We start from the raw sequence: 24,240 nt of genomic DNA on the forward strand, positions 1-24,240 counted from the left end.
ACTCCTCATGCCCGGCCTTGTGCCGGGCATCCACGTCTTTGCGTTAGTAAGCAAGAAAGACATAGATGGCCGGGACATCTAGCGCGAAGACGCGCTTCGCGCTTTTGCCCGGCCATGACGAAAATCGGTTAGCTGAGTTGAAGGCCCCCGCGGTGCCCGCCGCGCCGTTCGCCTTACGGCATCATCTGGAGCTTGATGTAGGTCGGTCCGAGAATGACGATGAACAGGCAGGGCAGGAAGAACAGGATCATCGGCACGGTGAGCTTCGGCGGCAGCGCGGCTGCCTTCTTCTCGGCTTCGGTCATCCGCATGTCGCGGTTTTCCTGTGCCATCACGCGCAAGCTCTGGCCGAGCGGGGTGCCGTAGCGTTCCGACTGCATCAGCGCCAGACAGACCGATTTGACGCCCTCAAGGCCGGTGCGCTTGGAGAGGTTCTCATAGGCCACCTTGCGGTCCTGCAGGTAGGACAATTCCGCCGTGGTCAGCGCGAATTCCTCCGACAGCGCGATCGATTGCGACGCGATTTCGGTCGAGACCTTGCGGAAGGCGACTTCCACCGACATGCCGGACTCGATGCAGATCAGCAAGAGATCGAGCGCATCGGGAAAGGCGCGCTTGATCTGGAGCTGGCGCTTGCTGATGGCGTTCTTCAGGAACAGCATCGGTGCCTGCAATCCGAGATAAGCGGCGCCGATGCAGATGCCGAGCTTGATCGTCAACGGCTTGTCCATCTGCGTGACCACGAACACGTAGAGGGCGGCGCCGAGGAACAGCACGATCGGCGTCACGGCGCGGGCGAACAGGAAGGTGACGTAGGGCGCCTGGCCGCGGTAGCCGGCCATGATCAGCTTGTCGCGCGCGGCTTCCTGCGCCAGCCATTTGGTCAGGTTGAAGTCTTCGACGACCTTGGAAACGAGCTGCTTCGGGGTTTGCCGCAGCGACACTTTCTCCGACTTGTTGAGCCGGTCGCGCTCGCGCTGGCGCAGCCGTTCACGCTCGCTGGCGACCGCCTTCATGCGCTTGGCAAGGCCCTCGCCGGCGAACAGCGGCATGATCAGCGTATAGGCGGTCGCGCTTGCCGCGATGCCGGCAAGCAGCATGGTCATGAACTGCGCATCGTGCATCTTGGCGATCAGGAACTCAATCATGGCCGTTACCGTCAGAAATCGAAGTTGATCATTTTCTTCATCACCATGATGCCGATCGACATCCAGCCGACGCAGCACACCAGCATGAACTGGCCGATATGGTGGGTCCAAAGCAGCGAGATGTAGTCGGGCGTTGAAAGCCAGACCAGCAGCATCACGATCGGCGGCAGCGAGCCGATGATGCCGGCGGAGGCCTTGGCTTCCGTCGACATCGCCTGAATCTTTTCCGCCATCTTCTTGCGGTCGCGCAGCACCTTGGAGAGGTTGCCGAGCGCTTCCGACAGGTTGCCGCCGGACTTCTGCTGGATCGCGACCACGATGCCGAAGAAGTTCGCCTCGGGCACCGGCATCCGCTCGTACAGCCGGCCGCAGGCTTCGCCGAGCGGCATGCCGATGGTCTGGGTTTCGATGATGGCGTTGAACTCGCTCCTGAGCGGCTCCGGCGAGTCGGCCGCGACCACCTTGATCGACTCGAACAGCGGCAGACCGGCCTTGATGCCACGCACGATGACGTCGACGGCGTCCGGCAGCGCCTTCAGAAACGCCTTCTCGCGCCGCTTCTTGAGATAGCTGAGCATCCAGCGCGGCAGGCCGAGGCCGGTGCCGAAAGCCATCACGACGGCGCCCAGCGGGGAGCCGCCGATGACGAATGCGGCCACGAAGCCGACCGCGCCGAAAACACCGGACACGATCCAGAATTTCTGCGTCGTCCAGGTTCCCAGGCCGGCCTGGGCGAGGCGAGTCGACAGCGCGACGGTCTTGTCCTTCTTGCGGCGGGCGTCGAGCTCCTTGAGCGATCCTTCGACCTGCTCGCGGCGCGAGCGCTGGCTCTTTTCGGCCTGCCGCGCCGGAGCGTCGTTCCGGGCGATCGAGGCGCGGCGCGATTCCGCCTTCCGCTCGCCTGACAGCAGCGGATAGATGAACACCCATGCCAGGCCGCCGAGGGCGGTGGCGGCGAGGAAGGCCAGTGCGAGTGCCTGCATGCTTGTTGCCTTCCTCAAACTTTCTCGATGATTTCGGCGGCATCGAGCGCGGCCGCAAGCCGCTTCTCTTCGTTGTAGTATCGCGCGCGTTCCCAGAACTTCGGGCGGCCAATGCCGGTCGAGCGGTGCCGTCCGATGATCTTGCCGTTGGCGTCTTCGCCCATCATGTCGTACAGGAACACGTCCTGGGTGATGATGGTGTCGCCTTCCATGCCCATCACCTCGGTGATGTGGGTGATGCGGCGTGAACCGTCGCGCAGGCGCGCGGCCTGCACGATGACGTCGATCGACGCGCAGATCATCTCGCGGATGGTGCGCGAGGGCAGCGAGAATCCGCCCATCGTGATCATGGATTCGCAGCGCGACAGAGCTTCGCGGGGATTGTTGGCGTGCAACGTTCCCATCGAGCCGTCGTGGCCGGTGTTCATGGCTTGCAGCAGGTCGAACGCCTCGGGTCCGCGGACTTCGCCGACGATGATGCGTTCAGGGCGCATACGCAGGCAGTTGCGGACCAGCTCGCGCATCGTGACCTGGCCCTCGCCCTCGATGTTGGGCGGCCGGGTTTCCAGCCGCACCACGTGCGGTTGCTGCAGCTGCAGTTCGGCGGCGTCTTCGCAGGTGATGACGCGCTCGTCATGCTCGATATAGTTGGTCAGGCAGTTCAGCAGCGTTGTCTTGCCGGAGCCGGTGCCGCCGGAAATCAGCACATTGCAGCGGACGCGGCCGATGATCTGCAGGATTTGTGCGCCTTCCGGCGAGATCGCGCCGAATTTGACCAGCTGGTCGAGCGTCAGCTTGTCCTTTTTGAATTTACGAATGGTGAGCGCGGGGCCGTCGATTGCCAGCGGCGGAACGATGGCGTTGACGCGGCTGCCGTCGGCGAGGCGGGCGTCGCAGATCGGCGAGGATTCGTCGACGCGCCGGCCGACCTGGCTGACGATGCGCTGGCAGATGTTGAGAAGCTGCTGGTTGTCGCGGAAGCGGATGCCGGTCTTCTGGATCTTGCCGGCGACTTCGATGAACACCGTGCCGGCGCCGTTGACCATGATGTCGGCGATGTCGTCGCGCGACAACAGCGGCTCCAGCGGGCCGTAGCCGAGCACGTCGTTGCAGATGTCATCGAGCAGCTCTTCCTGCTCGGCGATCGACATCACGATGTTCTTGATCGCGATGATCTCGTTGACGATGTCGCGGATTTCCTCGCGCGCGGACTCGCCATCGAGCTTGGCGAGCTGGGCGAGGTCGATCGCCTCGATCAGGGCGCCGAAGATGGTCGCCTTGACCTGGTAGTAATTGTCGGAACGCCGCGCCTCCATGGTGGGGGCGGGCGGTGGCGGTGCCTTGGGCGCGATTGGGGGAGAAGCGACGGCCGGCGCGGCCATTTCGCGCGCAACGACCGGCGCAGCCGCCGGCTCCGGCGCCTGCATGGCGGGCTTCATTACCCGCGTATCACTATCATTTCCGCTACGCTTACCGAACACGATGGCACTCCACGCGGGCTGTCTACTTCTTGGCCCGCAACTTCTCGATCAAAGGTGACAGCAACGAACTCTTCGGCTTCTTGGTCTCGCCGCGGCCGGTGAGCCGCTGCGCGATCTGCAGAAACATCTCGGTGGTGCGATGGGTCGCGGAGATCTCCGCGATCATCTGGCCGTTGTTGGCGGCCGAGCCGAAGATCTGCGGCTCGAACGGGATGGTGGCGATCGGGTGGTTTTCGATCGCCTTGGCGAACTCGGCGGCGGGGATCTCCGGCCGCTTCGGGATGCCGACCTGGTTGAGGCAATAGAGCGGCGCGCGGTCGTTCGGCCGCGATGCCTTCAGGAGGTCGAAGATGTTCTTGGTGTTGCGCAGATTGGCGAGATCGGGCGCCGCCACGATCAGGATGTCGTCGGCCGCGATCAAAGCGCGCTTGGTCCATCCCGACCATTGGTGGGGAACATCGAGCACGATGCACGGCATCGTGGTGCGAAGCGTGTCGAAGATCGAATCGAATGCCTCGGCGCCGAAATCGTAGACCCGGTCGAGCGTCGCCGGCGCCGCCAGCAGGCTCAGATGATCGGTGCATTTCGACAGCAGGCGGTCGAGGAACGCGGTATCGATCCGGTCGGGCGAGAACACCGCGTCCGCGATGCCCTGCGGCGGATCCTGGTTGTAGTCGAGCCCGGCGGTGCCGAAGGCAAGGTCGAGATCGGCGACCACCGAATCCAGCGCCAGATCGCGCGCAATCGCCCAGGCGACATTGTGGGCGACGGTAGATGCGCCGACGCCGCCCTTGGCGCCGACGACGGCGATGATGCGGCCGACGGCCTTGGCTTCCGGCGACGAGAACAGGTTGCAGACCGAGCGCACGACGTCGATGGCGTTGACCGGGGCGATGACGTAGTCGCTGACGCCGCGGCGCACCAGCTCGCGATAGAGCATGACGTCGTTGATGCGCCCGATCACGATCACGCGGGTTCCGGCGTCGCAGACGCTGGCGAGCTGGTCGAGGCCGGCGAGAATGTCGTTGCGGCCCTCGGTCTCCAGGATGATGACGTTCGGGGTCGGGGCCGAGCGGTAGGCCTCGATGGCGGCGGCCATGCCGCCCATCTGGATCTTGAGATGGGCCTTGCCCAGCCGGCGGTCTTCGCCCGCCGACTGCACCGCGGCCGCCGTTTCCACCGTCTCGCAGAAGGCCTGCACCGACACCCGCGGCGCCGGCGCGATGTGATCCTCGGTCGACGGTGCCGTGATTTCCGGCTGCTGTTCTGAATTCTGGCGCGAGTAAGTGATCATTTGCCGGTATCGCTGAGTTTGGCCTTGTCGGCCTCGGGATAGCTGGTCGTGGTTGTTGCGCCCTTGCGATATTTGTCGAAGGCGACGGCACGGCGCGGCGTAAAGGCTGGCGTTTCGGGGCGCGGCTGCGCGAGGTCGGCCGGATTGTCGACCATCGCCGCTAGATTGCGCTGATTGGCGCAGCCGAAATTGTAATAGGACTTGTTGTCGAAGTAGCCCTTGTTGTTGATCGACGGACCGAGATCCTCCGGCCACAACCCGCATGGGCCGGCCACGGCCGAAATCTTCGGATAGTTGAGGCGGATCGCAGCCATATGCCTGGGATCCTCGGGACTATACCGGCGGACATTGACCGCGCGCGGCGGCACGCCGGCGGCGGAGAAGGCGGCCTGGATCTCCCGCAATGAATCCTCGGCCGCCCGCGCATTCGGTGTATTGACGGGGACGTCGACGCTGATCGCGCCTGTGCCTTCGCGAAGCCAGGTCTGGGCCAGGTACATGACGTCGGCGCGCTGGGAGGCGGAAAGGCCGCCACGCCCGCGACCGACGAAAACGACGATCGAGCGGTCGGCTTCCTGGACCGCGATCGGGTGGCGTAGGCGGTAATCATCGGGGACGCTGGCCGTCGTCGCGGGATCAACGACGGCATGCTTGCAGGCGCCGAGCGCCAGGGAAAGACCGATCAGCGCTCCCGTCAGGCGGAGCGCGCGCTTGCGATCGGCGGGTTTTGGGAATGTGCTCTGTGGTGTCATCGTCCCGCCTCAGTCCGTAATAAAGCCGTAGGTGCCGCGATAATTCCGTGCCTTTTCGACCCGGCCCGGAACGCCGTAGATGCGATTGATGCTGCCGAGCAGGTCGGCCTGCGGGTCCGCCGCGGCGGCAAAGCCGTCGTCGGGGCGCGACAGGTCCTTCTGCGCCACCGCGCGTACCACGTATGGCGTAACCAGAACCATCAGTTCGGTCTGGTTGTTGACGTAGTCTCGGCTGCGGAACAGCGAGCCGAGAATCGGCAGCTGCGCCAGGCCGGGCAGGCCGTTGATGGCCTGCTTGGTCTGCTCCGCGATCAAGCCCGCCATGGCCATCGCGCCGCCGGAGGGAATCTCCAGGGTGGTTTCCGCGCGGCGGGTCTTGATCGAGGGAATGGTCAGCGAATTCGTCGAATTGTTGTTGAGAGCCTGCGTCAGCGTGATCGAGTTGTCGTTCGACAGTTCCGACACTTCGGTCATGACGCGAAGGCTGATCCGTCCTTCGGTCATCACCACCGGCGTGAAGTTGAGCGAAATGCCGAACTTCTTGAATGAAATCTGGGTCGTACAGACGCGCGTGACCGGATCGCAGGCATAGCCTGCGGGAACGGGAAATTCGCCGCCGGCAATGAAGGTCGCGGATTCACCCGAGATCGCTGTCAGGTTGGGCTCGGCCAGCGTGCGCACGACGCCAGCGCTTTCCATTGCGCGCAGCGTAGCGGTCACCGACGAACCGCCGCTCCCGAATGTTCCCTGTGCCGAGTTGCCCGGGACCAGCGAACGGCCGAGGGCGGTGAACGGATTGGCGTTGGTGAAATTCACCACCGAGGTGCCGTAGGTGAAGCTGGCCGAGAGATCGATGCCCAACTGCTTGATGATGTTGCGGGAGACTTCGGCGACCGTCACCTTCAGCATCACCTGGTCACGGCCGCGGACCGCGATCGAATTGACGACCTTCTCGCTGCCGCCGACGAGGCGGGCGGCAATGTCGGCGGCCTGTTGCGCTTCGATAGGGCTTGCTGCGCTGCCGGTCAGCACGACGCCGTCGCCGACGCCTTCGATCACGATGTCCGAATTCGGTAGCGACTGCTTCAGCGCGGCGCGCACGCCGTTGAGGTCGCGCTTGACCGCAATGTCATAGGCTGCGATCTGCGCGCCGGTGGAGTCGAAGAAAACGATGTTGGTCTGGCCGACCGCGGCGCCGATAATATAGGCGCGCTGGGTCGTCCGCACGACTGCGTTGGCGACCTTGGGGTCGGCGACCAGCACGTCCTTGATCTCGCGCGGCAGGTCGACCACCATTGATTTGCCGATCCCGAGCGAAACGAAACGCGCGTTCATCTGTCCGTCGGCGGCGGCCGGAGGCATGGCGCGATAGTCGCTCGCCACCACCGGCGTCAGCGCCGGATTGAGCGTCAGAGCAGCCACGGCCGAAAACGACAGGGCGCGGACGATGAACGTTCGCATCATCGGCTGAATTTCCCTGCACTTCATATCGTGCGTCCTTTCGGTCACTTCTGCATCATTTGCTGGCTGGCGACGCCATAACGAATGACGTTGAAATTCTCGCCGCGCCTGTTGCGTTGTTGTTCATCCAGATCATCGACCGTGTTGACGTCGGCGATGCTGCGCAGCGCCAGCGTCAGCGTGCCGCTCTGGCGCGACCGCGCCAGCATCTCGGCCTGCTCGGGCTTCAGTTCGAGGGTGACGGTCTTGCCGACCAGCGAGTTGGCGCCTTCCTTTTCCTTCGGCGCCTGGTCGATTGCGAGAACGCGGACGTTGGAGAGGATGATTTCCGAATTGGAGACGTCCGCACCTCTGCCGTTGGCACTCCTCTCGCGTTTGGTGAGAAGCACGTCGACGCGGTCGTTCGGCAGGATGAAGCCGCCGGCGCCGGTTTCCGGCGAAATTTCGGTGGAAATGGCCCGGTAGCCGGCCGGCAGGATCGCCGCCATGAAGCCGGAGCCATCGGCTTTCACCAGCTTCTGCTCGCGAATCGGCTCGCCCGCGATGAACGGGGAGCGCGCGATCGAGCCGGTGATTTCGGTGATGGCGTCGGCCTTGCTGGCCTTGCTGATGAAGTTGCTGTTGGCGGTCGCGGCCGGCCACATCTGCCATTGCAGATCGTCCGGCTTGACCGACTGGCCGAGGCCGATATCCGATTTCGCGACGAGAATTTCGACGGTCTGCATCTCCGCGACCGGTGCCGGCGCTGGCTTGTCGCCGGACCCGCTGGCGAGATAAGCGGCAATGCCGCCGGCGACGATCGCGATGGCCAGAACCACAATGCGTGGCTTATTCATACGCTTCACTTTCCACATTACGCTGCGACGCTTCCGCCGCGGTGATGGGAGTTGACCAGCTATTCGTCAAAGCATGGTTAATGAGGCGTGTGTAAATTGCCTTAACGGAAAGTTAGCGACGCCGGATCAGCGCATGGCGAGGTGAGTGAGACCGATCGCCTTGATCCATTCGGTCTCCGGATAGACGATCAGCGCGCCGAGCGCGAGGGCGATGCCATAGGGGATTCCGCTCTGCTTGTCGTGCAGCCGGTTCAGCCAGGCTTGTCCTGTGAGGAAGGAGGGCAGCGGCCATTGCCGGAACTGAATCAGCAGGATCGTCAGCGCGCCGCCGAGCAGCGAGACATAGAGCAGATAATTGAGCAGATGGTCGAAGCCGAACCACAGCGCCACGCTGGCCGCGACCTTGGCGTCGCCGCCGCCGACCCATCCCATCGCGAAGCAGCCAAAGGCCACCACCAGAACGGCGGCGCCGGCGCTGAAATGCAGGAGAATGTCGTGCAGGCCCATGCCGCCGAGTACCGCAAGCGCGACGAAGCCGGCGATCAGTGCCAGCGAGACCCGGTTCGAAATCGTCATCGTGAACAGGTCGCTCGCTGCTGCGAACGCCATCAGGGCCGGAAACAGCAGGAGGCGGGCGGTATCGAGGATCATGAAATCACGCTTGCTGCGGTTGACCGGGGTGCAGGCTCCGGCCGAGCCTAGCCACCAGAAATGAACAATCGGGAAACGGCGGAACGTTGCGGGGGCATGCCGCTTCCGGCAGTCGGATCGCCGGTGCGGGCTCTGACGGAAAACGAAAAAAGGCCCCGGCTTGCCGGGGCCTTTGACGCTAACTCGCAGCCGTCGCTTACTTCAGCGAGCTCGAGATCGTGTTGAAGTTCGTCGACAGCTTGGTGCCGAGACCGTTGACGGCGGTGATGATCGCGATCGCGATGCCGGCGGCAATCAGACCGTACTCGATGGCGGTGGCGCCGGACTCATCCTTCACGAAACGCGAAACGAGATTCTTCATAGATGATAACTCCTGTGTACACGTGGCTGGTCGAACTTAAGTTTGGTCTTGCCGGCGTTCTCAGCACCGTGACCATGGCGTCACCCTAGGGTGCGACAATTTCGACGCAGTTAATTCGAACGTCGAAAAATGCTCGGAACTTGCTGTTATTGAGCACAGTAAACGCTGCATTAAAGCGTTCGATAAAAATCGAAATGCGACTTCGAAGCGCCTTCGTCGCGATCGCATTGTGTCGGCCGACTCCTTCGATTCACGGCTCCTTAAGCGCGAGCGGATACCCCTTTGCAGATGTGATCGAGCGGGGCCGTCATGTCGAGTTTGCCAATGGAAGTCATCGAGGTGGTCGGCCAGACGATGGCGAAGGTCGTTCCGGTCACGATCGTGCTCGCCGTTGTATTCACGGTGCTCTCGCATTTCTGGGCCTGCAATCCCGGCAAACCCTGGTGGCGCAAGCGCGAACTCATTACCGACATCTGCTACTGGTTTTTCGTGCCGGTGTTCGCGCGCATCTTCCGCATCGGCCTATTGGTGATCGGCGCTTCAGTCGTCTTCAACATTCACGAGGTCGACGAACTGATCGCATTCTACGACAACGGCCATGGACCGCTGGCGCAGCTTCCGCTCTGGATGCAGGCGATACTGTTCCTCGTCGCGTCCGACTTCATGCTGTACTGGCTGCACCGCATGTTTCACGGCGGCGGGTTCTGGAAATATCACGCCATCCATCATTCCTCGGAAGATCTCGAGTGGATCTCGGCGGCGCGCTTTCACCCCGTCAACCTGTTCATCGGAACGATCCTGGTCGACGTCATCCTGCTGATGGCGGGCATATCGCCTAACATCATGCTGTGGGTGGGGCCGTTCACGACCTTCCACTCCGCCTTCGTTCACGCCAACCTGAACTGGACGCTCGGGCCGTTCAAATATGTGCTGGCCACGCCGGTCTTCCATCGCTGGCATCACACCTCGCTGGAAGAGGGCGGCAACACCAATTTTGCGGGCACCTTTCCGCTCTGGGACATTCTGTTCGGAACGTTCCGCATGCCCGAGAACCGGCTGCCTGAAACTTACGGCGTGGACGAAGATCAGCAGGTCCCGACCGAGATTGGCGGGCAACTGGCCTATCCATTTCGTCAATAGGACCGGCCGGTAATTTCGCATGAGCATCGAAGCGGAGGCGATCCGGAGCGAGAAAACCTTCAGCCTTGCCGACATTCCGGCATGGCTGTGGCTCGGCATTGGCGTCTACGCGCTGTTGCTGATCCGCGGCGCGGCGCTTCTGAACGATTCCGACACTTACTGGCAGATCGCCGTGGGTCAGTGGATCCTCGACCACCACGCCTTGCCGCGCGTCGACATCTATTCCTTCACCAAGGCCGGCGAGCCGTGGACGTCGTCGTCCTGGCTGGCGCAGGTGCTCTATGCGGTGAGCTACAATCTGGCGGGCTGGACCGGACCGGTCGTTCTCGCCGCGAGCTCGATCGCAGCAACCTTCGCATTGTTTGCCCACATTCTAGGCCGCCGCATCCCCGCCGGCTATGCGGTCGCGGTCGCGATCGCGGCGCTGGTGCTTTCGATGGGGCATTTTCTGGCGCGCCCGCACGTGCTGGTGCTGCCGATCATGCTGGCGTGGGCGTACGGGCTGATGTCGGCGAGCGAGCGCGGAGAGGCGCCCTCGCCATGGCTGTTGCCGTTGCTCGCGTTGTGGGCGAACCTGCACGGCGGGTTCGTGTTCGGCCTCGTGCTGGTCGGCGCGTTCGCGCTGGACGCGCTGTGGAATGCTGAGCACGCCCGGCGACGGTCGGTGACGCTGCGCTGGGCAGTGTTCGGCGTCGGTGCGCTGGTAGCCTGCTGCGCCACGCCGTACGGCTGGGGATCGATCCTCGCCGCCCGCAAGATCCTGGATCTCGGCGAACTCCTGCATCTGATCTATGAATGGATGCCGGCGGACTTCAGCAAATTCGGCGCGTTCGAAGCGGCGATCCTTCTCTTGATCGCCGGCGGGCTCTATGGCGGCGTCAAGCTCACGCCGCCACGAATCGCGCTGGTGCTGGGCCTGCTGCACATGGCGCTGTCGCATGTCAGGAATGTCGAAATCTTCGCGCTGCTGCTGCCGATCGTGGTGCTCGCGCCGGTGGCCTCGCAGTTCGCGCTGCGGCCTGCCTGGTCCGCCCGCACCGGTGCCCCGATGTCCGTGGTGGCGATGGTAATCGCCCTGCTCGGTGGCTGGACGTGGCTGCTGGCGGCCAACACCACTTTCGCACCGCCCCAAAACCATTCGCCGGCGGCGGCCGTCGATGCGCTGATGGCGCATCATCCGAAGCGGGTTCTCAACGATCTCCCGTTCGGCGGCTATCTGATCTGGCGGCAGATGCCGGTCTTCATCGACGGGCGTGCCGAGCTCTACGGCGAAGCCTTTGAGATGGCCTATTACCGCGCGATGCAGCTCAAGGACGTGAACGAGCTTCTGAATATCCTCAAGGCCTGGCAGATCGATGCCGTGCTGCTGACGCCTTTCACGCCGGCGGCCAGCCTGCTTGACCACACCGCCGGCTGGCGGCGCGTCTACGCCGATGGCAACGCCATATTGCACGTCCGTACCGCCGGCACACCATGACACGGCGCAACCAGTCGCTGGATCTTTTGCGCGGCGTCGCCATTCTGCTGGTCGTGCTGGTGCACTGCCAGGAAGAGTCCACCGGCGTCGTTCCCGGCCTGACCTGGTTTGCCAAGAACTACGGCGGGCTCGGCGTCCAGCTCTTTTTCATCATCAGCGGCTATACGATGATGCTGACATTCGGCGACAGGCTCGATCTGGCCGCCGCCCGCTCGTTCTATATCCGGCGCTTCTTCCGTATCGCGCCGCTGTTCTGGGTCGCCATTGTTTTTTATCTGCTGGCGACGCGCGGTCGCGGCATCACGAATTTTGCGCCTGACGGCGTCGGCGTCAGCGAGGTGCTGCTGACGTTTTTCTTCCTGCATTCGTGCAGCGTCACCGCCTACAATTCGGTCGTTCCGGGCGGCTGGAGCATTGCGGTGGAAATGCAGTTCTATCTGCTGTTCCCGCTGCTGATCTACCTGTTCCGCCGCCGCAACGGCGCCACGCTGTGTTACACGTCGATCGCGCTTGTCAGCGTCATCGGACAATTGGCCGTCGAGCCCTATCTGATTCCGCGGTTGGCGGCGTCGCTGCCCGCCAGCCAGGCGTTTCTGGCTGAAGGCGTCTTCACCAGCTGGCTGCCGCGCCAGGTGATCTGCTTCGGCTTTGGTATCCTGCTGTATGACTATATCGAGCTGAAGAACAGGCCGACATTCGCCGCGCTGCTGCTGCTCGGCGCTGCGCTGATCGTCACGCCGCAGGCTGCCGAAATCGCGCTGCTGGCTGCATTCGCGTTCGGTGTCCTGATCTCGAACGTCGCGCTGTCCTGGATGACGGTGCTGGGACGCCACTCCTACGCCATCTATCTCGTTCATTTCGCCGTGGTGTCGCTGATCGCCGGACTGGTCCCGGTGGGCCTGGTGCCGCTGTTCTTGCTGGTTTCCACCGTGTCGCTGGCGTTCAGCTATTATCTGATCGAGCCCCGGATCGAGCGTCCCTTCAACCGGCTGGGCCACGCATTGGCGTCGGCCGGTGGTGCCCCGAAAGCCGTCGTGACGACCGCCTGAAGCCCGCCGACGGCTGGGCAACTGGCGGCGAGGCGGGGATTCTGATACGCCGGTCGAAATGAATCTGCCGACCGAAATCGTCGAGATGTTCGGCCAGACCCTGGCCAAGGTGGTGCCCGTCACGATCGCGCTGGCGTTGCTGTTCTCGCTGCTTTCGCATTTCTGGGCCTGCAATCCCGGCAAGCCCTGGTGGCGCAAGCGCGAGCTCGTCACCGACGTCTGCTACTGGTTCCTGGTGCCGCTGTTCGCGCGCGTATTTCGCATCGGGCTGCTTGTGCTCGGCGCCGCGCTGCTGTTTGGAATTCGCGATGCCGACGAACTGATCGCCTTCTATGACAACGGCCACGGCCCGCTATCGACGCTGCCCTTGTGGCTGCAGGCGATCCTGTTCCTGGTCGCCGCCGATTTCATGATGTACTGGCTGCACCGCATGTTTCATGGCGGCGGGTTCTGGAAATACCATGCCATCCACCATTCCTCAGAGGACGTGGACTGGATCTCGGCGGCGCGCTTTCATCCCGCCAACCTGCTGCTCGGGACCATCGGGGTTGACGTCGCGCTGCTGCTGGCCGGCATTTCGCCGGGCGTGATGCTCTGGCTCGGGCCGTTCAACATCTTCCATTCGGCCTTCGTCCACGCCAACCTCAACTGGACGCTCGGGCCGCTCAAATACGTCGTGGCGACGCCGGTGTTTCACCGCTGGCACCACACCGCCCGCGAAGAGGGCGGCGACACCAATTTCGCAGGCACCTTTCCGCTCTGGGACCTCCTGTTCGGGACCTTTCGGATGCCGAAAGACCGCCTGCCGGAGCATTATGGCGTGGACGATCAGGTCTCGTTTCCCCGCGAGATCGTCGGGCAACTGGTCTATCCGTTCCGCAAGTAGAGCCGGACCCGCAGGGCCACGTTAGCGCAAAAGTGGGCACCGGTTTTCCCTCGCGACAAACGCGAATGCGCTTGCGCGGAGATCATGCTCAAATCAAAAAGGGTAAATGGCGGATTTCTTGCCGCCGGGCGCGGCCTATTTGCCCTTTGTTCATGAATTGTCGTCAGATTCACCTTGTCGGGCGCCGGTTCCGCTGTGTATCCGCCATTGCCGGCCTGTTGATGCCCCGGGGTAGAGTATGTCGTTCAAGTTTCCGCGTATTCGCGCGCGCGCGCGTTTTGGATTGCGTTCCGTCGTTGCAGGAATCCTGCTGTGGCCGGCCGTCTGCCTGGCCTCGCCCGATCCCGACCGCATCGCCGTCTATGTCGACCAAGCGAAGCTTGTGAAGCTTCCTGCCAAGGTCTCCACCATCGTGGTTGGAAACCCGCTGATTGCGGACGTGACGCTGCAGAGCGGCGGCATCGTCGTGGTTACCGGCAAGGGCTACGGCGCGACCAACTTCATCGCCATGGACCGCAACGGTGAGGTGCTGGTGGACCGCCAGATCCAGGTCGAGGGCCCGTCCGAGCAACTCGTCACCATCTATCGCGGCGTCGAGCGCGAATCCTATAGCTGCATGCCGACCTGCCAGCGCCGCGTCACCCTCGGCGACGGTGTGAACTACTTCCAGACCGCAATCAGTCAGGCCGGCGTGCTCTCCGGCCAGGCCGCGGGCGCGGCGGCCGGCGGTAGGAACTAATCCGTTGCACGGGCTCGCCCCCCATTGGATTGGGGGCGTCGGCAACGGTCTCTCGGCACGGTTAAGACCGGTTTAACGCAACGGGTCGTTCTGGCTGGATCGGCCGAAACAATTCAACAATCAGTTTCGGATAGGTTTTCGCGGCAATCCCCTCGCGTTCTGAGGTCTCGTCGATGCCGCCTTCCACAGCTTCCAAGACAAACATCCTGCGCCGGTTTCGTCGCAATCGAAGGGGCACGGCCGCCGTCGAGTTCGCGCTGATCGCGCCGATATTCTTCGGCGTCCTGTTCGCGATCATCGAACTGGCGCTGGTGTTCTTTGCCAGCCAGATTCTCGAGACGGTGACGCAGGATACGTCCCGTCTGATCTTGACCGGCCAGGCGCAGAACTCCTCCTTCACCCAGGCGCAATTCAAGAACGCCGTTTGCGCCAAGCTCACCATCATGTTCGATTGCGTCAACGGCATCTCGATCGACGTGCAGAGCTACAAGGCGTTTTCCAGCGTCAACGTTTCCGACCCGATCGTTGCGGGAAATTTCGTTCCTCCGAACAATTATCTGCCGGGCGGACCCGGCGACATCGTCGTCGTGCGGCTGTTCTACAAGTGGCCGCTGTTCGTCACCGGCCTCGGCTTCAACGTTGCGAACATAGGCAACAATCAGCGGCTGTTGACGGCGACCGCGGCATTCCAAAACGAACCCTACCTATAGGGCCCAGGACGATGAAACCGATTACTGGAATCTGGCTTCGTATGCGCCGCCACGCGTTCGAATTGGTTGGGAACAACCGTGGTGTCGGAGCGGTCGAATTCGCGATGATCATGCCCCTCATGGCAATGATGCTCGTCGGAACCTACGAGTTCTCGGCCGGCGTCGCCATCGACCGCAAGGTGACGATCATGGCGCGCACGCTGTCGGACCTGACGTCCCAGAACGAGAAGGTCACCGATGCGCAGTTGACCAATTTCTTCAATGCCAGCAAGGCGATCATGACGCCTTATGCGTCGACTCCGGTGGAGGGGACGATCACCGAACTCTGGATCAATCCGACCACGTTGAAGGCGCGGGTACAGTGGAGCCAAGGCGCCAACGCGCACTCCGCGGGCGACATCATCGAGATTCCGGAGGCGCTCAAGATCGCCAACACCTACCTGATCTACAGCGAGGTGAAATACAAATATGTTCCCAGCGTTGCCTGGTTCATCAACAAGGCGAATGGCATCACGCTGAGCGATGTCACCTTCACCCGTCCGCGCCAGTCGCTTTGCGTGATGTACAATACGACGGTCTGCGAACAGAAATGAAACGCCCGTGCCGGGCGAACTGCCAGGAAAACGATGAGATGAAAAAGGCCGCGCCATGGGCGCGGCCTTTTGATTTATTCGGCTGAATTGTTCAGCGGCGATCTTCGGGACGCTGTCGGCCCGAAAATCGCTTATCCGGCGGCGCGCAGATTGTCGGCCGAAGATTTGCCAGAGCGGCGATCTGCCACGATTTCGTAGGAGATCTTCTGGCCTTCACGCAACGTTCCGAGGCCGGCACGTTCGACAGCGCTGATGTGCACGAACACGTCATTGCCGCCGTCATCCGGCTGGATGAAGCCATAGCCCTTGGTTGCGTTAAACCACTTCACGGTTCCCATGCTCACTGGGGTAGTCCCTTCTCAGATATACAAGTCGTAGCCCACCCTTCGATGGGCTGGTGAGATCGAATTTTTGGAAGGGTCGTCAGCGTCTAAACCGGCTGTACCGGTGGATAGCTAATGTCGTCCGGCCGAAAATCGATGCTTAATATTATTCGATTGCATCAGTCAAAACAATCCTGACGTGCACGATTTTTTGATTCGGCCGGCCAGCCGGCCGCGTTCGCGCACGACAAGAAGCGTATCGGGCGCGTTTTCGCAGGTGTTAAGGGTTCGTTTACCGGCGACGGAACTGTCCGCCGCGCGGTGGCGCACCGCGCGGGGCGCCGGGATTGCTGGGACGCTCGTCCTTGTGACGGAAGATCAGGCGTCCTTTCTCCAGATCATAGGGTGACATTTCGATCGTGACCCGATCGCCTGCGAGCGTCTTGATCCGGTTCTTCTTCATCTTGCCCGCGGTATAGGCAACAATCTCGTGTCCGGCATCGAGCTGCACGCGATAGCGCGCGTCGGGGAGGATTTCGGTCACCAGTCCTTCGAACTGGATCAGCTCTTCTTTAGCCATGGTGGTCTCCAGGTCGATCGAGGCTAGCGCTGCGGTCGGTGGCTACGGTTCGGTTGATTATTCGGACGGCTCTCGCGATGCAAGAAGGCGACGCCTTGAATGCCTTCGCTGTGGCCGGCTTGGCTCTTGCTGCCCTGCTGCGGCTGACGCGGCGACTCATGCCGGTTCGGCTGCGGCGCGGCATTATTACCACCACCGCGGCGTCGTCGGCGAGGGCCTTTTGACGGCTGCTGCTCATTGGAACGGCCAGCATGGGCGCGCGGCGCGGACCGTCCGTTCCGGTGCTGGGCGGAGTGATGCGGGGCCGCCGGTGCGGCGTCGCGGCTCCCCGGCGTGCGGCGGTCTTCCCGCGGCAGCGCAATTCGGATCAGCCGCTCGATGTCGCGCAGATAGCCCATCTCCTCGGCGCCGGCGATCAGCGAGATCGCGACACCTTCCCTGCCGGCGCGGGCGGTACGCCCGATACGGTGCACATAGGTTTCGGGCACGTTGGGCAGGTCGAAATTCACCACATGGCTGATGCCGTCGACGTCGATGCCGCGGGCGGCGATGTCGGTGGCGACCAGGGTACGGATCTCGCCGGAGCGGAACGCCGCCAGCACGCGTTCCCGGTGGTTCTGCGACTTGTTGCCGTGAATGGCGTTGGCTTCGATGCCGGCCTTGGCCAGCACCTTCACTACCTTGTCGGCGCCGTGCTTGGTGCGGGTAAACACCAGCGCGCGGTCGACCGGTTCCTGCTTCAAAAGCTGCGCCAGCACCGCCGGCTTGGCAGCGAAATCGACCTGGATGATGCGCTGGGCGATCCGGTCGGCCGTCGAGGCCACCGGGGTCACCGCCACGCGGGCGGGGTCGCGCAGCATGGATTCGGCGAGTTCTGCGATATCCTTCGGCATGGTGGCCGAGAAGAACAGCGTCTGCCGCTTGATAGGCAGCTTGGCGACGACTTTGCGAATGTCGTTGATGAAGCCCATGTCGAGCATGCGGTCGGCTTCGTCGAGCACTAGGAACTCGACCTGGTTCAGCTTCAGCCCGTTGCTCTGGACGAGATCGAGCAGGCGGCCGGGGGTGGCCACCATGACTTCCACGCCCTGCATGACCGAGCGGACCTGTCGGCCCATTGGCACGCCGCCGATCGCGAGCGCCGAGGTCAGGCGGATGTGGCGGCCATAGGCGTTGAAGCTGTCGAGGATCTGACCGGACAGTTCGCGGGTGGGGGACAGCACCAGCACGCGGCAGCTCTTCGGCTGCGGCCGGACGCGGTTCTCCAGGATCCGGTGCAGGATCGGCAGCGCGAAGGCCGCGGTCTTGCCGGTTCCGGTCTGGGCGATGCCGACGACGTCGCGGCCGGTCATTGCGATGGGGATGGTCTGGGCCTGGATGGGCGTGGGCGTGTGGTAATTTTCTTCCTTGAGCGCACGCGAGATGGGATCGGCGAGGCCGAAATCCTGAAAGAAGGTCAAAAGGGTGGTTCTTTCCATAAAAAGAGCAGGCGCCCGGCGGTTTCAGCCAAGGAGCGCGCGAGTGTGTCTGGAGACACCCGCGTGTTTGGGGCGTCGGTTTTGCTAGCTGAAGGGGGCAAGCCAGAAACCGCAAAACGGGATCAGAACACGCGGCTCGCAGGGACCTGATGATTCTCTAGGTCACGGGGATCATATGGAGCAGTCGCACGGCGCTTTCAAGGTGAATTCCGTGCGCTTTGCCTGCGCTGTTAAGGAAGCCGATCGGCGCGGCCCGCGTGGTGCCGCTCGTCAGACCGAAACGATCAAAAAGCGTGCAAGAAATTTAGCCAAATTGCGGCTTTTGCACAAAAAATAGATAGTTTGCCGCCAAAGCATACATTTCCGAAGCTCAGGAAATAGGCATATCGGCCGTCATCGGTTTTGGTGTAGCCAGAATTTTCAAGCGATTAGAGGAGCTTATGCCGTCATATAGCCGTGGCATGGTTCTTGCGATTCCCTTAACGCAGGCGGCCGTGGGGCCGTTCGCAGCGTTTAACGCCTGCGTCAGGGAGATGACATTTCATGCTTACAAAATTGACTCACGATATAGCGACGCTGAGCCGCCGCCGCTGGCTGGCGGCCACCGCCGGCCTGGTTCTGGGTCTGGCGGCGTTCTCGAACGCCAAAGCGCAGGAGACCATCAAGGTCGGCGTCCTGCACTCGCTCTCCGGCACCATGGCCATCAGCGAAACCACGCTGAAGGACACCATCCTCTTCCTGATCGACGAGCAGAACAAGAAGGGCGGCGTGATGGGCAAGAAGCTCGAAGCCGTCGTCGTCGATCCCGCGTCGAACTGGCCGCTGTTTGCCGAAAAGGCCCGCGAGCTGATCACCAAGGACAAGGTTTCGGTCGTGTTCGGCTGCTGGACCTCGGTGTCCCGCAAGTCCGTGCTCCCGGTGTTCAAGGAGCTGAACTCGATCCTGTTCTACCCCGTGCAGTACGAGGGTGAAGAATCCGAGCGCAACGTGTTCTACACCGGCGCCGCCCCGAACCAGCAGGCGATCCCCGCTGTCGACTATCTGATGAAGGACGAGAAGGTGAAGCGCTGGGTGCTGGCAGGCACCGACTACGTCTATCCGCGCACCACCAACAAGATCCTCGAAGCCTACTTGAAGTCGAAGGGCGTCAAGCAGGAAGACATCATGATCAACTACACGCCGTTCGGTCACTCCGATTGGCAGACGATCGTGGCCGACATCAAGAAGTTCGGCTCGGCCGGCAAGAAGACCGCCGTGGTCTCCACCATCAACGGCGACGCCAACGTTCCCTTCTACAAGGAGCTCGGCAACCAGGGCATCAAGGCGACCGACATTCCGGTTGTCGCGTTCTCGGTCGGTGAAGAAGAGCTCGCCGGTATCGACACCAAGCCGCTGCTCGGCCATCTCGCCGCCTGGAACTACTTCCAGTCGATCAAGTCGCCGGAGAACGAGAAGTTCATCAAGGCGTGGCAGGCCTACACCAAGAATCCGAAGCGCGTGACCAACGATCCGATGGAAGCGCACGTCATCGGCTTCGACATGTGGGTCAAAGCGGTCGAGAAGGTGAAGTCGACCGATCCGGACAAGGTGATCGACGCTCTCCCGGGCATCGAAGCCAAGAACCTGACCGGCGGCACCTCCAAGATGCTTCCGAACCATCACATCACCAAGCCGGTATTCATCGGCGAGATCAAGGCCAACGGCCAGTTCGACGTGGTGTGGAAGACCCCGGGTCTCGTCGCTGGCGACGCCTGGTCGAAGGAGCTCGACGGCTCCAAGGACCTGATCGGCGATTGGGTCGGCAAGAAGTGCGGCAACTACAACACCAAGACCAACAAGTGCGGCGGTCAGGGCTCCTGATCCCGATCTGATCCGACAGGATCATGATCCTCCTGACGTAAAAAAGCCTTTTAAAAAAACTTCCAAGAGAACTTCCAAGAGAACCTGAACTACAAGCAAGAACGGAGAAGGCGGCGATACCGCCGCCTTCTCCCCACACTCCTGCCGGGGCGTATTGTGTCTGCCAATTTCCTTGACCGTTTTCGCGCGGTTCTACTCGCCATCCTGCTCGCCGCTTGCGTTGCCGTGCCGGCGCTGGCCGGTCCGTTCGAGGATGCGGTCGCCAAATTCGCCAATGACGACTTCTCCGACACCGACGAGGCGATCGGCGCGGTCGCGACGTCGGGCAATCCACTCGCCTTTCCCATCATCAGCGCGCTGCAGGACGGCCGTCTGTCGGCCGATCCCGATACCAAGAAGGTTTTCGTCACCGGTGCCGACGGCAAGATCATCGACGCCGCTACCGGCGCAGCCGTCGACAAGCTGCCCGACAATGCAGCCGCCGTCCGTCTCAACAACCGCCTGCGTCGCGCCGTGGAGGCTGCGCTCGGCGGCCTGACCCTGTTGTCGCCCGATCCCGCCAAGCGCATCGCCGCCGCGCAGTCGGTCTTCAAGAGCCACGACGAGAATGCCTTGCCCGTGATCGACGGCGCACTGGCCAAGGAAACCAACAAGACGGTGAGTGCGGCCTTCGCCGAGGCCCGTGCCGCTATCCTGCTTTACAAGTCCGACGCCACCGAACTCGAAAAGCTCGAGGCCGTTGCCGTGGTCAAGGCAAAGGGTGACCAGGAAGCGATGGCGCTGTTGACCGGTCTCGGCAGCGATCTGCCGCCCAATGTCGCGCGCGCCGTGACCGGCGCGATCGCCTCGATCCAGAGCAATTTGCAGATGTGGTCGATGGTGCAGAACGCCTGGTACGGCCTGTCGCTCGGATCGGTGCTGCTGCTTGCCGCGATCGGGCTCGCCATCACCTTCGGCGTCATGGGCGTCATCAACATGGCGCATGGCGAAATGGTGATGATCGGCGCCTACACCACTTTCGTGGTGCAGGAGGTCATCCGCACCCGCTATCCCGGCCTGTTCGATTACTCGCTCCTGATCGCGGTGCCGCTGGCGTTCCTCGTCGCCGGCGCCATCGGCGTCCTGATCGAGCGCGGCATCATCCGCTTCCTCTATGGCCGTCCGCTGGAAACGCTGCTGGCGACCTGGGGCCTGTCGCTGGTGCTGCAGCAGGCCGTGCGCACCATGTTCGGCCCGACCAACCGCGAGGTCGGCAATCCCTCCTGGATGAGTGGCGCATTCGAACTCGGGCAGATCACCATCACCTATAACCGGCTCTGGATCCTCTGCTTCACGCTGGCGGTGTTCGTCATCCTGCTGGCGATGCTGCGCTACACGGCGCTTGGGCTCGAGATGCGCGCGGTCACTCAAAATCGCCGCATGGCGGCCTCCATGGGCATCGCCACCTCGCGCGTCGATGCGCTCACCTTCGGCCTCGGCTCGGGCATTGCCGGGATCGCGGGCGTCGCGCTGTCGCAGATCGACAATGTCAGCCCCAACCTCGGCCAGAGCTACATCATCGACAGCTTCATGGTCGTCGTGTTCGGCGGTGTCGGCAATCTCTGGGGCACGCTGGTTGGCGCCTTCACGCTCGGCATCGCCAACAAGTTCCTGGAGCCGGTGGCCGGCGCCGTGCTCGGCAAGATCGCCATCCTGGTGCTGATCATCCTGTTCATCCAGAAGCGTCCGCGCGGCCTGTTCGCGCTCAAGGGTCGGGCGGTGGAAGTATGACGCCGCATGTCCTGACGCGATCGCTGGATCGCAGCGCCACCATATTCCTCGTCGTCGTCGCTGGCCTCGGCGTGCTGATCCCGCTGTCCAACCTGCTGATGCCGGCCGGCTCGGCGCTGCAGGTGCCTACCTATCTGGTCGCGCTGTTCGGCAAATACGCCTGCTACGCCATCCTCGCGCTCTCGATCGACCTGATCTGGGGCTATTGCGGCATTCTCTCGCTCGGCCATGGCGCCTTCTTCGCGCTCGGCGGCTACGCGATGGGCATGTACCTGATGCGCCAGATCGGCAGCCGCGGCGTCTACGGCAATCCGATCCTGCCCGACTTCATGGTGTTCCTGAATTATCCAGCGCTGCCGTGGTACTGGCACGGCTTTGATATGTTCTGGTTCGCGGCCTTGATGGTGCTGCTCGTCCCGGGCCTGCTCGCGTTCTGCTTCGGCTGGCTGGCGTTTCGTTCGCGCGTCACCGGTGTCTATCTCTCCATCATCACGCAGGCGATGACTTACGCGCTGCTGCTGGCGTTCTTCCGCAACGATTTCGGCTTTGGCGGCAATAACGGCCTGACCGATTTCAAGGACATTCTGGGTTTCAACGTGCAGGCCGACGGCACCCGCGCGGCGTTGTTCGCATTGAGTTGCCTGGCGCTGATCCTGACTTTCCTGATCTGCCGCGCGGTGGTGACCTCCAAGCTCGGCAAGGTCTTGATTGCGATCCGCGATGCCGAGTCGCGCACCCGCTTCCTCGGGTACCGCGTCGAGTCCTACAAGCTGTTCGTATTCACGCTGTCGGCCTGCATGGCCGGTGTCGCCGGTGCGCTCTACGTGCCGCAGGTCGGCATCATCAATCCGAGCGAATTCGCGCCGGGCAATTCGATCGAGGCGGTGATCTGGGTCGCCGTCGGCGGCCGTGGCACGCTAGTGGGCGCAGCCCTCGGCGCCGTCGTCGTCAATTACGCCAAGACCTTCTTCACGTCGGGTCCGCTGGCGCCATACTGGCTGTTCATGCTGGGAGCGCTGTTCATCCTGGTGACGCTGCTGCTGCCGAAGGGCATCGTCGGCACCTTCAATGCCTGGCGGGAGTCCCGCAAGGAAACGGAAAAAGCCAATGCCGAAAGCGCCGCGCTCGAGGACGGCGTCGGCGAACCGAAGCCCGCGGAGTAAGCGCATGAGTGTCATGGAGGGAAGGACCACTTCGGCGCTGCTCTATCTCGACGGCGTGCACGTCTCGTTCGACGGCTTTCACGCCATCAACAATCTTTCGCTGACGCTCGAGCCCGGCGAGATGCGTGCCATCATCGGCCCCAACGGTGCCGGCAAGACCACGATGATGGACATCATCACCGGCAAGACCAAGCCGGACGAAGGCACGGTGCTGTTCGACGGCATGACCGACCTGACGCGTCTCGATGAGACCCGCATCGCCGAGCTCGGCATCGGCCGCAAGTTCCAGAAGCCGACGGTGTTCGAAAGCCAGACCATCGAGGACAATCTGCTGCTCGCGCTCAATGTCGATCACAGCGTCAAGGGCACGCTGTTCTGGCGCGGCAACAAAGCCGAATCCGAACGGATCGACCGCGTGCTGGAAACCATCCGCCTGACCAATGCCCGCAATCGCCTAGCCGGCAGCCTGTCGCACGGCCAGAAACAGTGGCTGGAGATCGGCATGCTGCTGGCGCAGGACCCGAAACTGCTGCTGGTCGACGAACCCGTCGCCGGCATGACCGACGTCGAGACGCATCAGACCGCGGAGCTGTTGAAGGAAATCAACAAGGAAAAGACGGTCATGGTGGTCGAGCACGACATGACCTTCGTCCGCGAGCTCGGCGTCAAGGTGACCTGCCTGCACGAAGGCACGGTGCTGGCCGAAGGGACCATCGATCAGGTCTCGTCGAACGAGCGGGTGATCGAAGTGTATCTGGGGCGCTGATCCATGCTGAAGGTCGACAACATCAGCCTTTATTACGGCGCGGCTCAGGCCCTGCGCGGTGTCTCGCTGTCCGCCGAGCCGGGCAAGGTGACCTGCGTGCTCGGCCGCAACGGCGTCGGCAAGACCTCGCTGCTGCGCGCGCTCGTCGGGCAATATCCGATTGCGGGCGGCTCGATCACGCTCGAAGGCAACGACATCACCGGCTTGAAGCCCTACGAGCGCGCACGGCGCGGCATTGGTTTCGTGCCGCAGGGCCGCGAGATCTTCCCGCTGCTCACCGTTGAGGAAAATCTCAGGACCGGGTTCGGTCCGCTCAAGCGCGACGATCGCTACATACCCGATGACGTGTTCTCGCTGTTTCCGGTACTGAACACGATGCTGGGACGCCGCGGCGGCGACCTCTCCGGCGGGCAACAACAGCAGCTCGCGATCGGCCGCGCGCTGGTGATGCGACCGAAGCTGTTGCTGCTCGACGAGCCGACCGAAGGCATCCAGCCCTCGATCATCAAGGACATCGGCCGCGCCATCTCCTATCTGCGCAGCCTCGGCAACATCGCGATCGTGCTGGTCGAACAATATCTCGACTTTGCCTGCGAGCTCGGCGACAATTTCGCGGTCATGGACCGCGGCGCGGTGAAATTTGCCTGCGACCGCGCCAACCTCGACCCCGCCGAGATCAGCCGCCAGATGGCGCTGTAAACCTCGTGTGTCGGGGAGCGTCGTAACGTCGTTTGGGGGA

General features: G+C 62.7%; 24 protein-coding genes. 12 read left to right on the plus strand and 12 right to left on the minus strand.

Annotation, left to right across the window (positions count from 1 at the left end):
- Positions 1–173: 173 nt before the first annotated feature.
- The 9 genes from LMTR21_RS03735 to LMTR21_RS03775 all read right to left on the minus strand — a co-directional run bounded on the left by LMTR21_RS03735 (position 174) and on the right by LMTR21_RS03775 (position 8,967).
- On the minus strand, positions 174–1,148 hold the full coding sequence (locus LMTR21_RS03735; RefSeq protein ID WP_065753255.1) for a type II secretion system F family protein: 975 nt from the start codon (positions 1,146–1,148) through the stop codon (positions 174–176).
- Between the two features lie 11 nt (positions 1,149–1,159).
- Positions 1,160–2,131 carry a type II secretion system F family protein gene (locus LMTR21_RS03740; RefSeq protein ID WP_057858327.1) on the minus strand — a complete coding sequence of 324 codons (972 nt, stop codon included), beginning with the start codon at positions 2,129–2,131 and terminating at the stop codon, positions 1,160–1,162.
- Positions 2,132–2,145: 14 nt separating this feature from the next.
- On the minus strand, positions 2,146–3,612 hold the full coding sequence (locus tag LMTR21_RS03745; RefSeq protein WP_065753254.1) for a TadA family conjugal transfer-associated ATPase: 1,467 nt from the start codon (positions 3,610–3,612) through the stop codon (positions 2,146–2,148).
- Positions 3,613–3,634: 22 nt separating this feature from the next.
- Positions 3,635–4,906 carry a CpaE/TadZ family protein gene (locus LMTR21_RS03750; protein WP_065753253.1) on the minus strand — a complete coding sequence of 424 codons (1,272 nt, stop codon included), beginning with the start codon at positions 4,904–4,906 and terminating at the stop codon, positions 3,635–3,637.
- Positions 4,903–5,658, minus strand: coding sequence for a CpaD family pilus assembly protein (locus tag LMTR21_RS03755; RefSeq protein ID WP_065753252.1), 756 nt, complete (start codon positions 5,656–5,658; stop codon positions 4,903–4,905). Before LMTR21_RS03755 ends, LMTR21_RS03750 begins: the two co-directional genes overlap by 4 nt.
- A 9-nt stretch (positions 5,659–5,667) precedes the next feature.
- Positions 5,668–7,146: a type II and III secretion system protein family protein gene (locus LMTR21_RS03760; protein WP_065753251.1), complete on the minus strand. Its 1,479-nt coding sequence runs from the start codon at positions 7,144–7,146 to the stop codon at positions 5,668–5,670.
- 17 nt (positions 7,147–7,163) lie between these two features.
- Positions 7,164–7,955 carry a Flp pilus assembly protein CpaB gene (cpaB, locus tag LMTR21_RS03765; RefSeq protein WP_065753250.1) on the minus strand — a complete coding sequence of 264 codons (792 nt, stop codon included), beginning with the start codon at positions 7,953–7,955 and terminating at the stop codon, positions 7,164–7,166.
- 126 nt (positions 7,956–8,081) lie between these two features.
- A complete protein-coding gene (locus tag LMTR21_RS03770; protein WP_065753249.1) occupies positions 8,082–8,606 on the minus strand; it encodes an A24 family peptidase in 525 nt (174 codons plus the stop codon).
- Between the two features lie 196 nt (positions 8,607–8,802).
- The gene (locus LMTR21_RS03775) at positions 8,803–8,967 is read right to left on the minus strand and encodes a Flp family type IVb pilin (protein ID WP_057858333.1); all 165 of its coding nucleotides are present in this window, start codon (positions 8,965–8,967) and stop codon (positions 8,803–8,805) included.
- A gap of 309 nt (positions 8,968–9,276) precedes the next feature.
- On the opposite strand from LMTR21_RS03775, the gene LMTR21_RS03780 reads away from it, so the two are divergent.
- The 7 genes from LMTR21_RS03780 (at position 9,277) to LMTR21_RS03810 (ending at position 15,561) form a co-directional block, all read left to right on the plus strand.
- Positions 9,277–10,107: a sterol desaturase family protein gene (locus tag LMTR21_RS03780; RefSeq protein ID WP_065753248.1), complete on the plus strand. Its 831-nt coding sequence runs from the start codon at positions 9,277–9,279 to the stop codon at positions 10,105–10,107.
- Between the two features lie 19 nt (positions 10,108–10,126).
- Positions 10,127–11,584, plus strand: coding sequence for a hypothetical protein (locus LMTR21_RS03785; protein WP_065753247.1), 1,458 nt, complete (start codon positions 10,127–10,129; stop codon positions 11,582–11,584).
- Positions 11,581–12,633 carry an acyltransferase family protein gene (locus tag LMTR21_RS03790; RefSeq protein ID WP_065753246.1) on the plus strand — a complete coding sequence of 351 codons (1,053 nt, stop codon included), beginning with the start codon at positions 11,581–11,583 and terminating at the stop codon, positions 12,631–12,633. The genes LMTR21_RS03785 and LMTR21_RS03790 overlap by 4 nt, the downstream gene beginning before the upstream one ends.
- Before the next feature lie 58 nt (positions 12,634–12,691).
- Positions 12,692–13,519, plus strand: a complete 828-nt coding sequence (locus tag LMTR21_RS03795) for a sterol desaturase family protein (RefSeq protein WP_065753245.1) — start codon at positions 12,692–12,694, stop codon at positions 13,517–13,519.
- A gap of 238 nt (positions 13,520–13,757) precedes the next feature.
- Positions 13,758–14,258, plus strand: coding sequence for a pilus assembly protein N-terminal domain-containing protein (locus tag LMTR21_RS03800; RefSeq protein WP_065753244.1), 501 nt, complete (start codon positions 13,758–13,760; stop codon positions 14,256–14,258).
- Positions 14,259–14,431: 173 nt separating this feature from the next.
- Positions 14,432–14,968, plus strand: coding sequence for a TadE/TadG family type IV pilus assembly protein (locus tag LMTR21_RS03805; RefSeq protein ID WP_065753243.1), 537 nt, complete (start codon positions 14,432–14,434; stop codon positions 14,966–14,968).
- A gap of 104 nt (positions 14,969–15,072) precedes the next feature.
- Entirely contained in the window at positions 15,073–15,561 is a 489-nt protein-coding gene (locus LMTR21_RS03810; RefSeq protein ID WP_246175088.1) for a pilus assembly protein, read from the plus strand.
- Positions 15,562–15,692: 131 nt separating this feature from the next.
- Here LMTR21_RS03810 and LMTR21_RS03815 read toward each other — a convergent pair whose 3' ends face one another.
- The 3 genes from LMTR21_RS03815 to LMTR21_RS03825 all read right to left on the minus strand — a co-directional run bounded on the left by LMTR21_RS03815 (position 15,693) and on the right by LMTR21_RS03825 (position 17,942).
- A complete protein-coding gene (locus tag LMTR21_RS03815; RefSeq protein ID WP_002714433.1) occupies positions 15,693–15,905 on the minus strand; it encodes a cold-shock protein in 213 nt (70 codons plus the stop codon).
- Positions 15,906–16,176: 271 nt separating this feature from the next.
- Entirely contained in the window at positions 16,177–16,464 is a 288-nt protein-coding gene (gene infA / locus LMTR21_RS03820) for a translation initiation factor IF-1 (RefSeq protein ID WP_057838523.1), read from the minus strand.
- Positions 16,465–16,487: 23 nt separating this feature from the next.
- A complete protein-coding gene (locus tag LMTR21_RS03825; protein ID WP_065753241.1) occupies positions 16,488–17,942 on the minus strand; it encodes a DEAD/DEAH box helicase in 1,455 nt (484 codons plus the stop codon).
- Positions 17,943–18,485: 543 nt separating this feature from the next.
- On the opposite strand from LMTR21_RS03825, the gene urtA reads away from it, so the two are divergent.
- The 5 genes from urtA to urtE all read left to right on the plus strand — a co-directional run bounded on the left by urtA (position 18,486) and on the right by urtE (position 24,200).
- A complete protein-coding gene (urtA, locus tag LMTR21_RS03830) occupies positions 18,486–19,802 on the plus strand; it encodes an urea ABC transporter substrate-binding protein (protein ID WP_057838525.1) in 1,317 nt (438 codons plus the stop codon).
- 201 nt (positions 19,803–20,003) lie between these two features.
- Positions 20,004–21,572: an urea ABC transporter permease subunit UrtB gene (gene urtB / locus LMTR21_RS03835; protein ID WP_430642576.1), complete on the plus strand. Its 1,569-nt coding sequence runs from the start codon at positions 20,004–20,006 to the stop codon at positions 21,570–21,572.
- Positions 21,569–22,735, plus strand: coding sequence for an urea ABC transporter permease subunit UrtC (gene urtC / locus LMTR21_RS03840; RefSeq protein WP_065753239.1), 1,167 nt, complete (start codon positions 21,569–21,571; stop codon positions 22,733–22,735). Before urtB ends, urtC begins: the two co-directional genes overlap by 4 nt.
- A gap of 4 nt (positions 22,736–22,739) precedes the next feature.
- Entirely contained in the window at positions 22,740–23,501 is a 762-nt protein-coding gene (gene urtD / locus LMTR21_RS03845; RefSeq protein WP_065753238.1) for an urea ABC transporter ATP-binding protein UrtD, read from the plus strand.
- Between the two features lie 3 nt (positions 23,502–23,504).
- Positions 23,505–24,200, plus strand: a complete 696-nt coding sequence (gene urtE, locus LMTR21_RS03850) for an urea ABC transporter ATP-binding subunit UrtE (RefSeq protein WP_065753237.1) — start codon at positions 23,505–23,507, stop codon at positions 24,198–24,200.
- The last annotated feature ends 40 nt before the right edge of the window (positions 24,201–24,240 follow it).

The organism is Bradyrhizobium paxllaeri (assembly GCF_001693515.2).
Classification (GTDB): Bacteria; Pseudomonadota; Alphaproteobacteria; order Rhizobiales; family Xanthobacteraceae; genus Bradyrhizobium; species Bradyrhizobium paxllaeri.

What these genes read in the sequence shown, in the direction of transcription:
- infA (WP_057838523.1), bottom strand. Translation starts at nt 16,464, where the DNA reads ATGGCTAAAGAAGAGCTGATCCAGTTCGAAGGACTGGTGACCGAAATC.
- LMTR21_RS03775 (WP_057858333.1), bottom strand. Translation starts at nt 8,967, where the DNA reads ATGAAGAATCTCGTTTCGCGTTTCGTGAAGGATGAGTCCGGCGCCACC.
- urtD (WP_065753238.1), top strand. Translation starts at nt 22,740, where the DNA reads ATGAGTGTCATGGAGGGAAGGACCACTTCGGCGCTGCTCTATCTCGAC.
- cpaB (WP_065753250.1), bottom strand. Translation starts at nt 7,955, where the DNA reads ATGAATAAGCCACGCATTGTGGTTCTGGCCATCGCGATCGTCGCCGGC.
- LMTR21_RS03800 (WP_065753244.1), top strand. Translation starts at nt 13,758, where the DNA reads ATGTCGTTCAAGTTTCCGCGTATTCGCGCGCGCGCGCGTTTTGGATTG.
- LMTR21_RS03805 (WP_065753243.1), top strand. Translation starts at nt 14,432, where the DNA reads ATGCCGCCTTCCACAGCTTCCAAGACAAACATCCTGCGCCGGTTTCGT.
- urtC (WP_065753239.1), top strand. Translation starts at nt 21,569, where the DNA reads ATGACGCCGCATGTCCTGACGCGATCGCTGGATCGCAGCGCCACCATA.
- LMTR21_RS03755 (WP_065753252.1), bottom strand. Translation starts at nt 5,658, where the DNA reads ATGACACCACAGAGCACATTCCCAAAACCCGCCGATCGCAAGCGCGCG.
- LMTR21_RS03825 (WP_065753241.1), bottom strand. Translation starts at nt 17,942, where the DNA reads ATGGAAAGAACCACCCTTTTGACCTTCTTTCAGGATTTCGGCCTCGCC.
- LMTR21_RS03770 (WP_065753249.1), bottom strand. Translation starts at nt 8,606, where the DNA reads ATGATCCTCGATACCGCCCGCCTCCTGCTGTTTCCGGCCCTGATGGCG.
- LMTR21_RS03750 (WP_065753253.1), bottom strand. Translation starts at nt 4,906, where the DNA reads ATGATCACTTACTCGCGCCAGAATTCAGAACAGCAGCCGGAAATCACG.
- LMTR21_RS03735 (WP_065753255.1), bottom strand. Translation starts at nt 1,148, where the DNA reads ATGATTGAGTTCCTGATCGCCAAGATGCACGATGCGCAGTTCATGACC.
- urtE (WP_065753237.1), top strand. Translation starts at nt 23,505, where the DNA reads ATGCTGAAGGTCGACAACATCAGCCTTTATTACGGCGCGGCTCAGGCC.
- LMTR21_RS03740 (WP_057858327.1), bottom strand. Translation starts at nt 2,131, where the DNA reads ATGCAGGCACTCGCACTGGCCTTCCTCGCCGCCACCGCCCTCGGCGGC.
- LMTR21_RS03785 (WP_065753247.1), top strand. Translation starts at nt 10,127, where the DNA reads ATGAGCATCGAAGCGGAGGCGATCCGGAGCGAGAAAACCTTCAGCCTT.
- LMTR21_RS03760 (WP_065753251.1), bottom strand. Translation starts at nt 7,146, where the DNA reads ATGAAGTGCAGGGAAATTCAGCCGATGATGCGAACGTTCATCGTCCGC.
- LMTR21_RS03790 (WP_065753246.1), top strand. Translation starts at nt 11,581, where the DNA reads ATGACACGGCGCAACCAGTCGCTGGATCTTTTGCGCGGCGTCGCCATT.
- LMTR21_RS03780 (WP_065753248.1), top strand. Translation starts at nt 9,277, where the DNA reads ATGTCGAGTTTGCCAATGGAAGTCATCGAGGTGGTCGGCCAGACGATG.
- LMTR21_RS03795 (WP_065753245.1), top strand. Translation starts at nt 12,692, where the DNA reads ATGAATCTGCCGACCGAAATCGTCGAGATGTTCGGCCAGACCCTGGCC.
- urtA (WP_057838525.1), top strand. Translation starts at nt 18,486, where the DNA reads ATGCTTACAAAATTGACTCACGATATAGCGACGCTGAGCCGCCGCCGC.
- LMTR21_RS03810 (WP_246175088.1), top strand. Translation starts at nt 15,073, where the DNA reads ATGATCATGCCCCTCATGGCAATGATGCTCGTCGGAACCTACGAGTTC.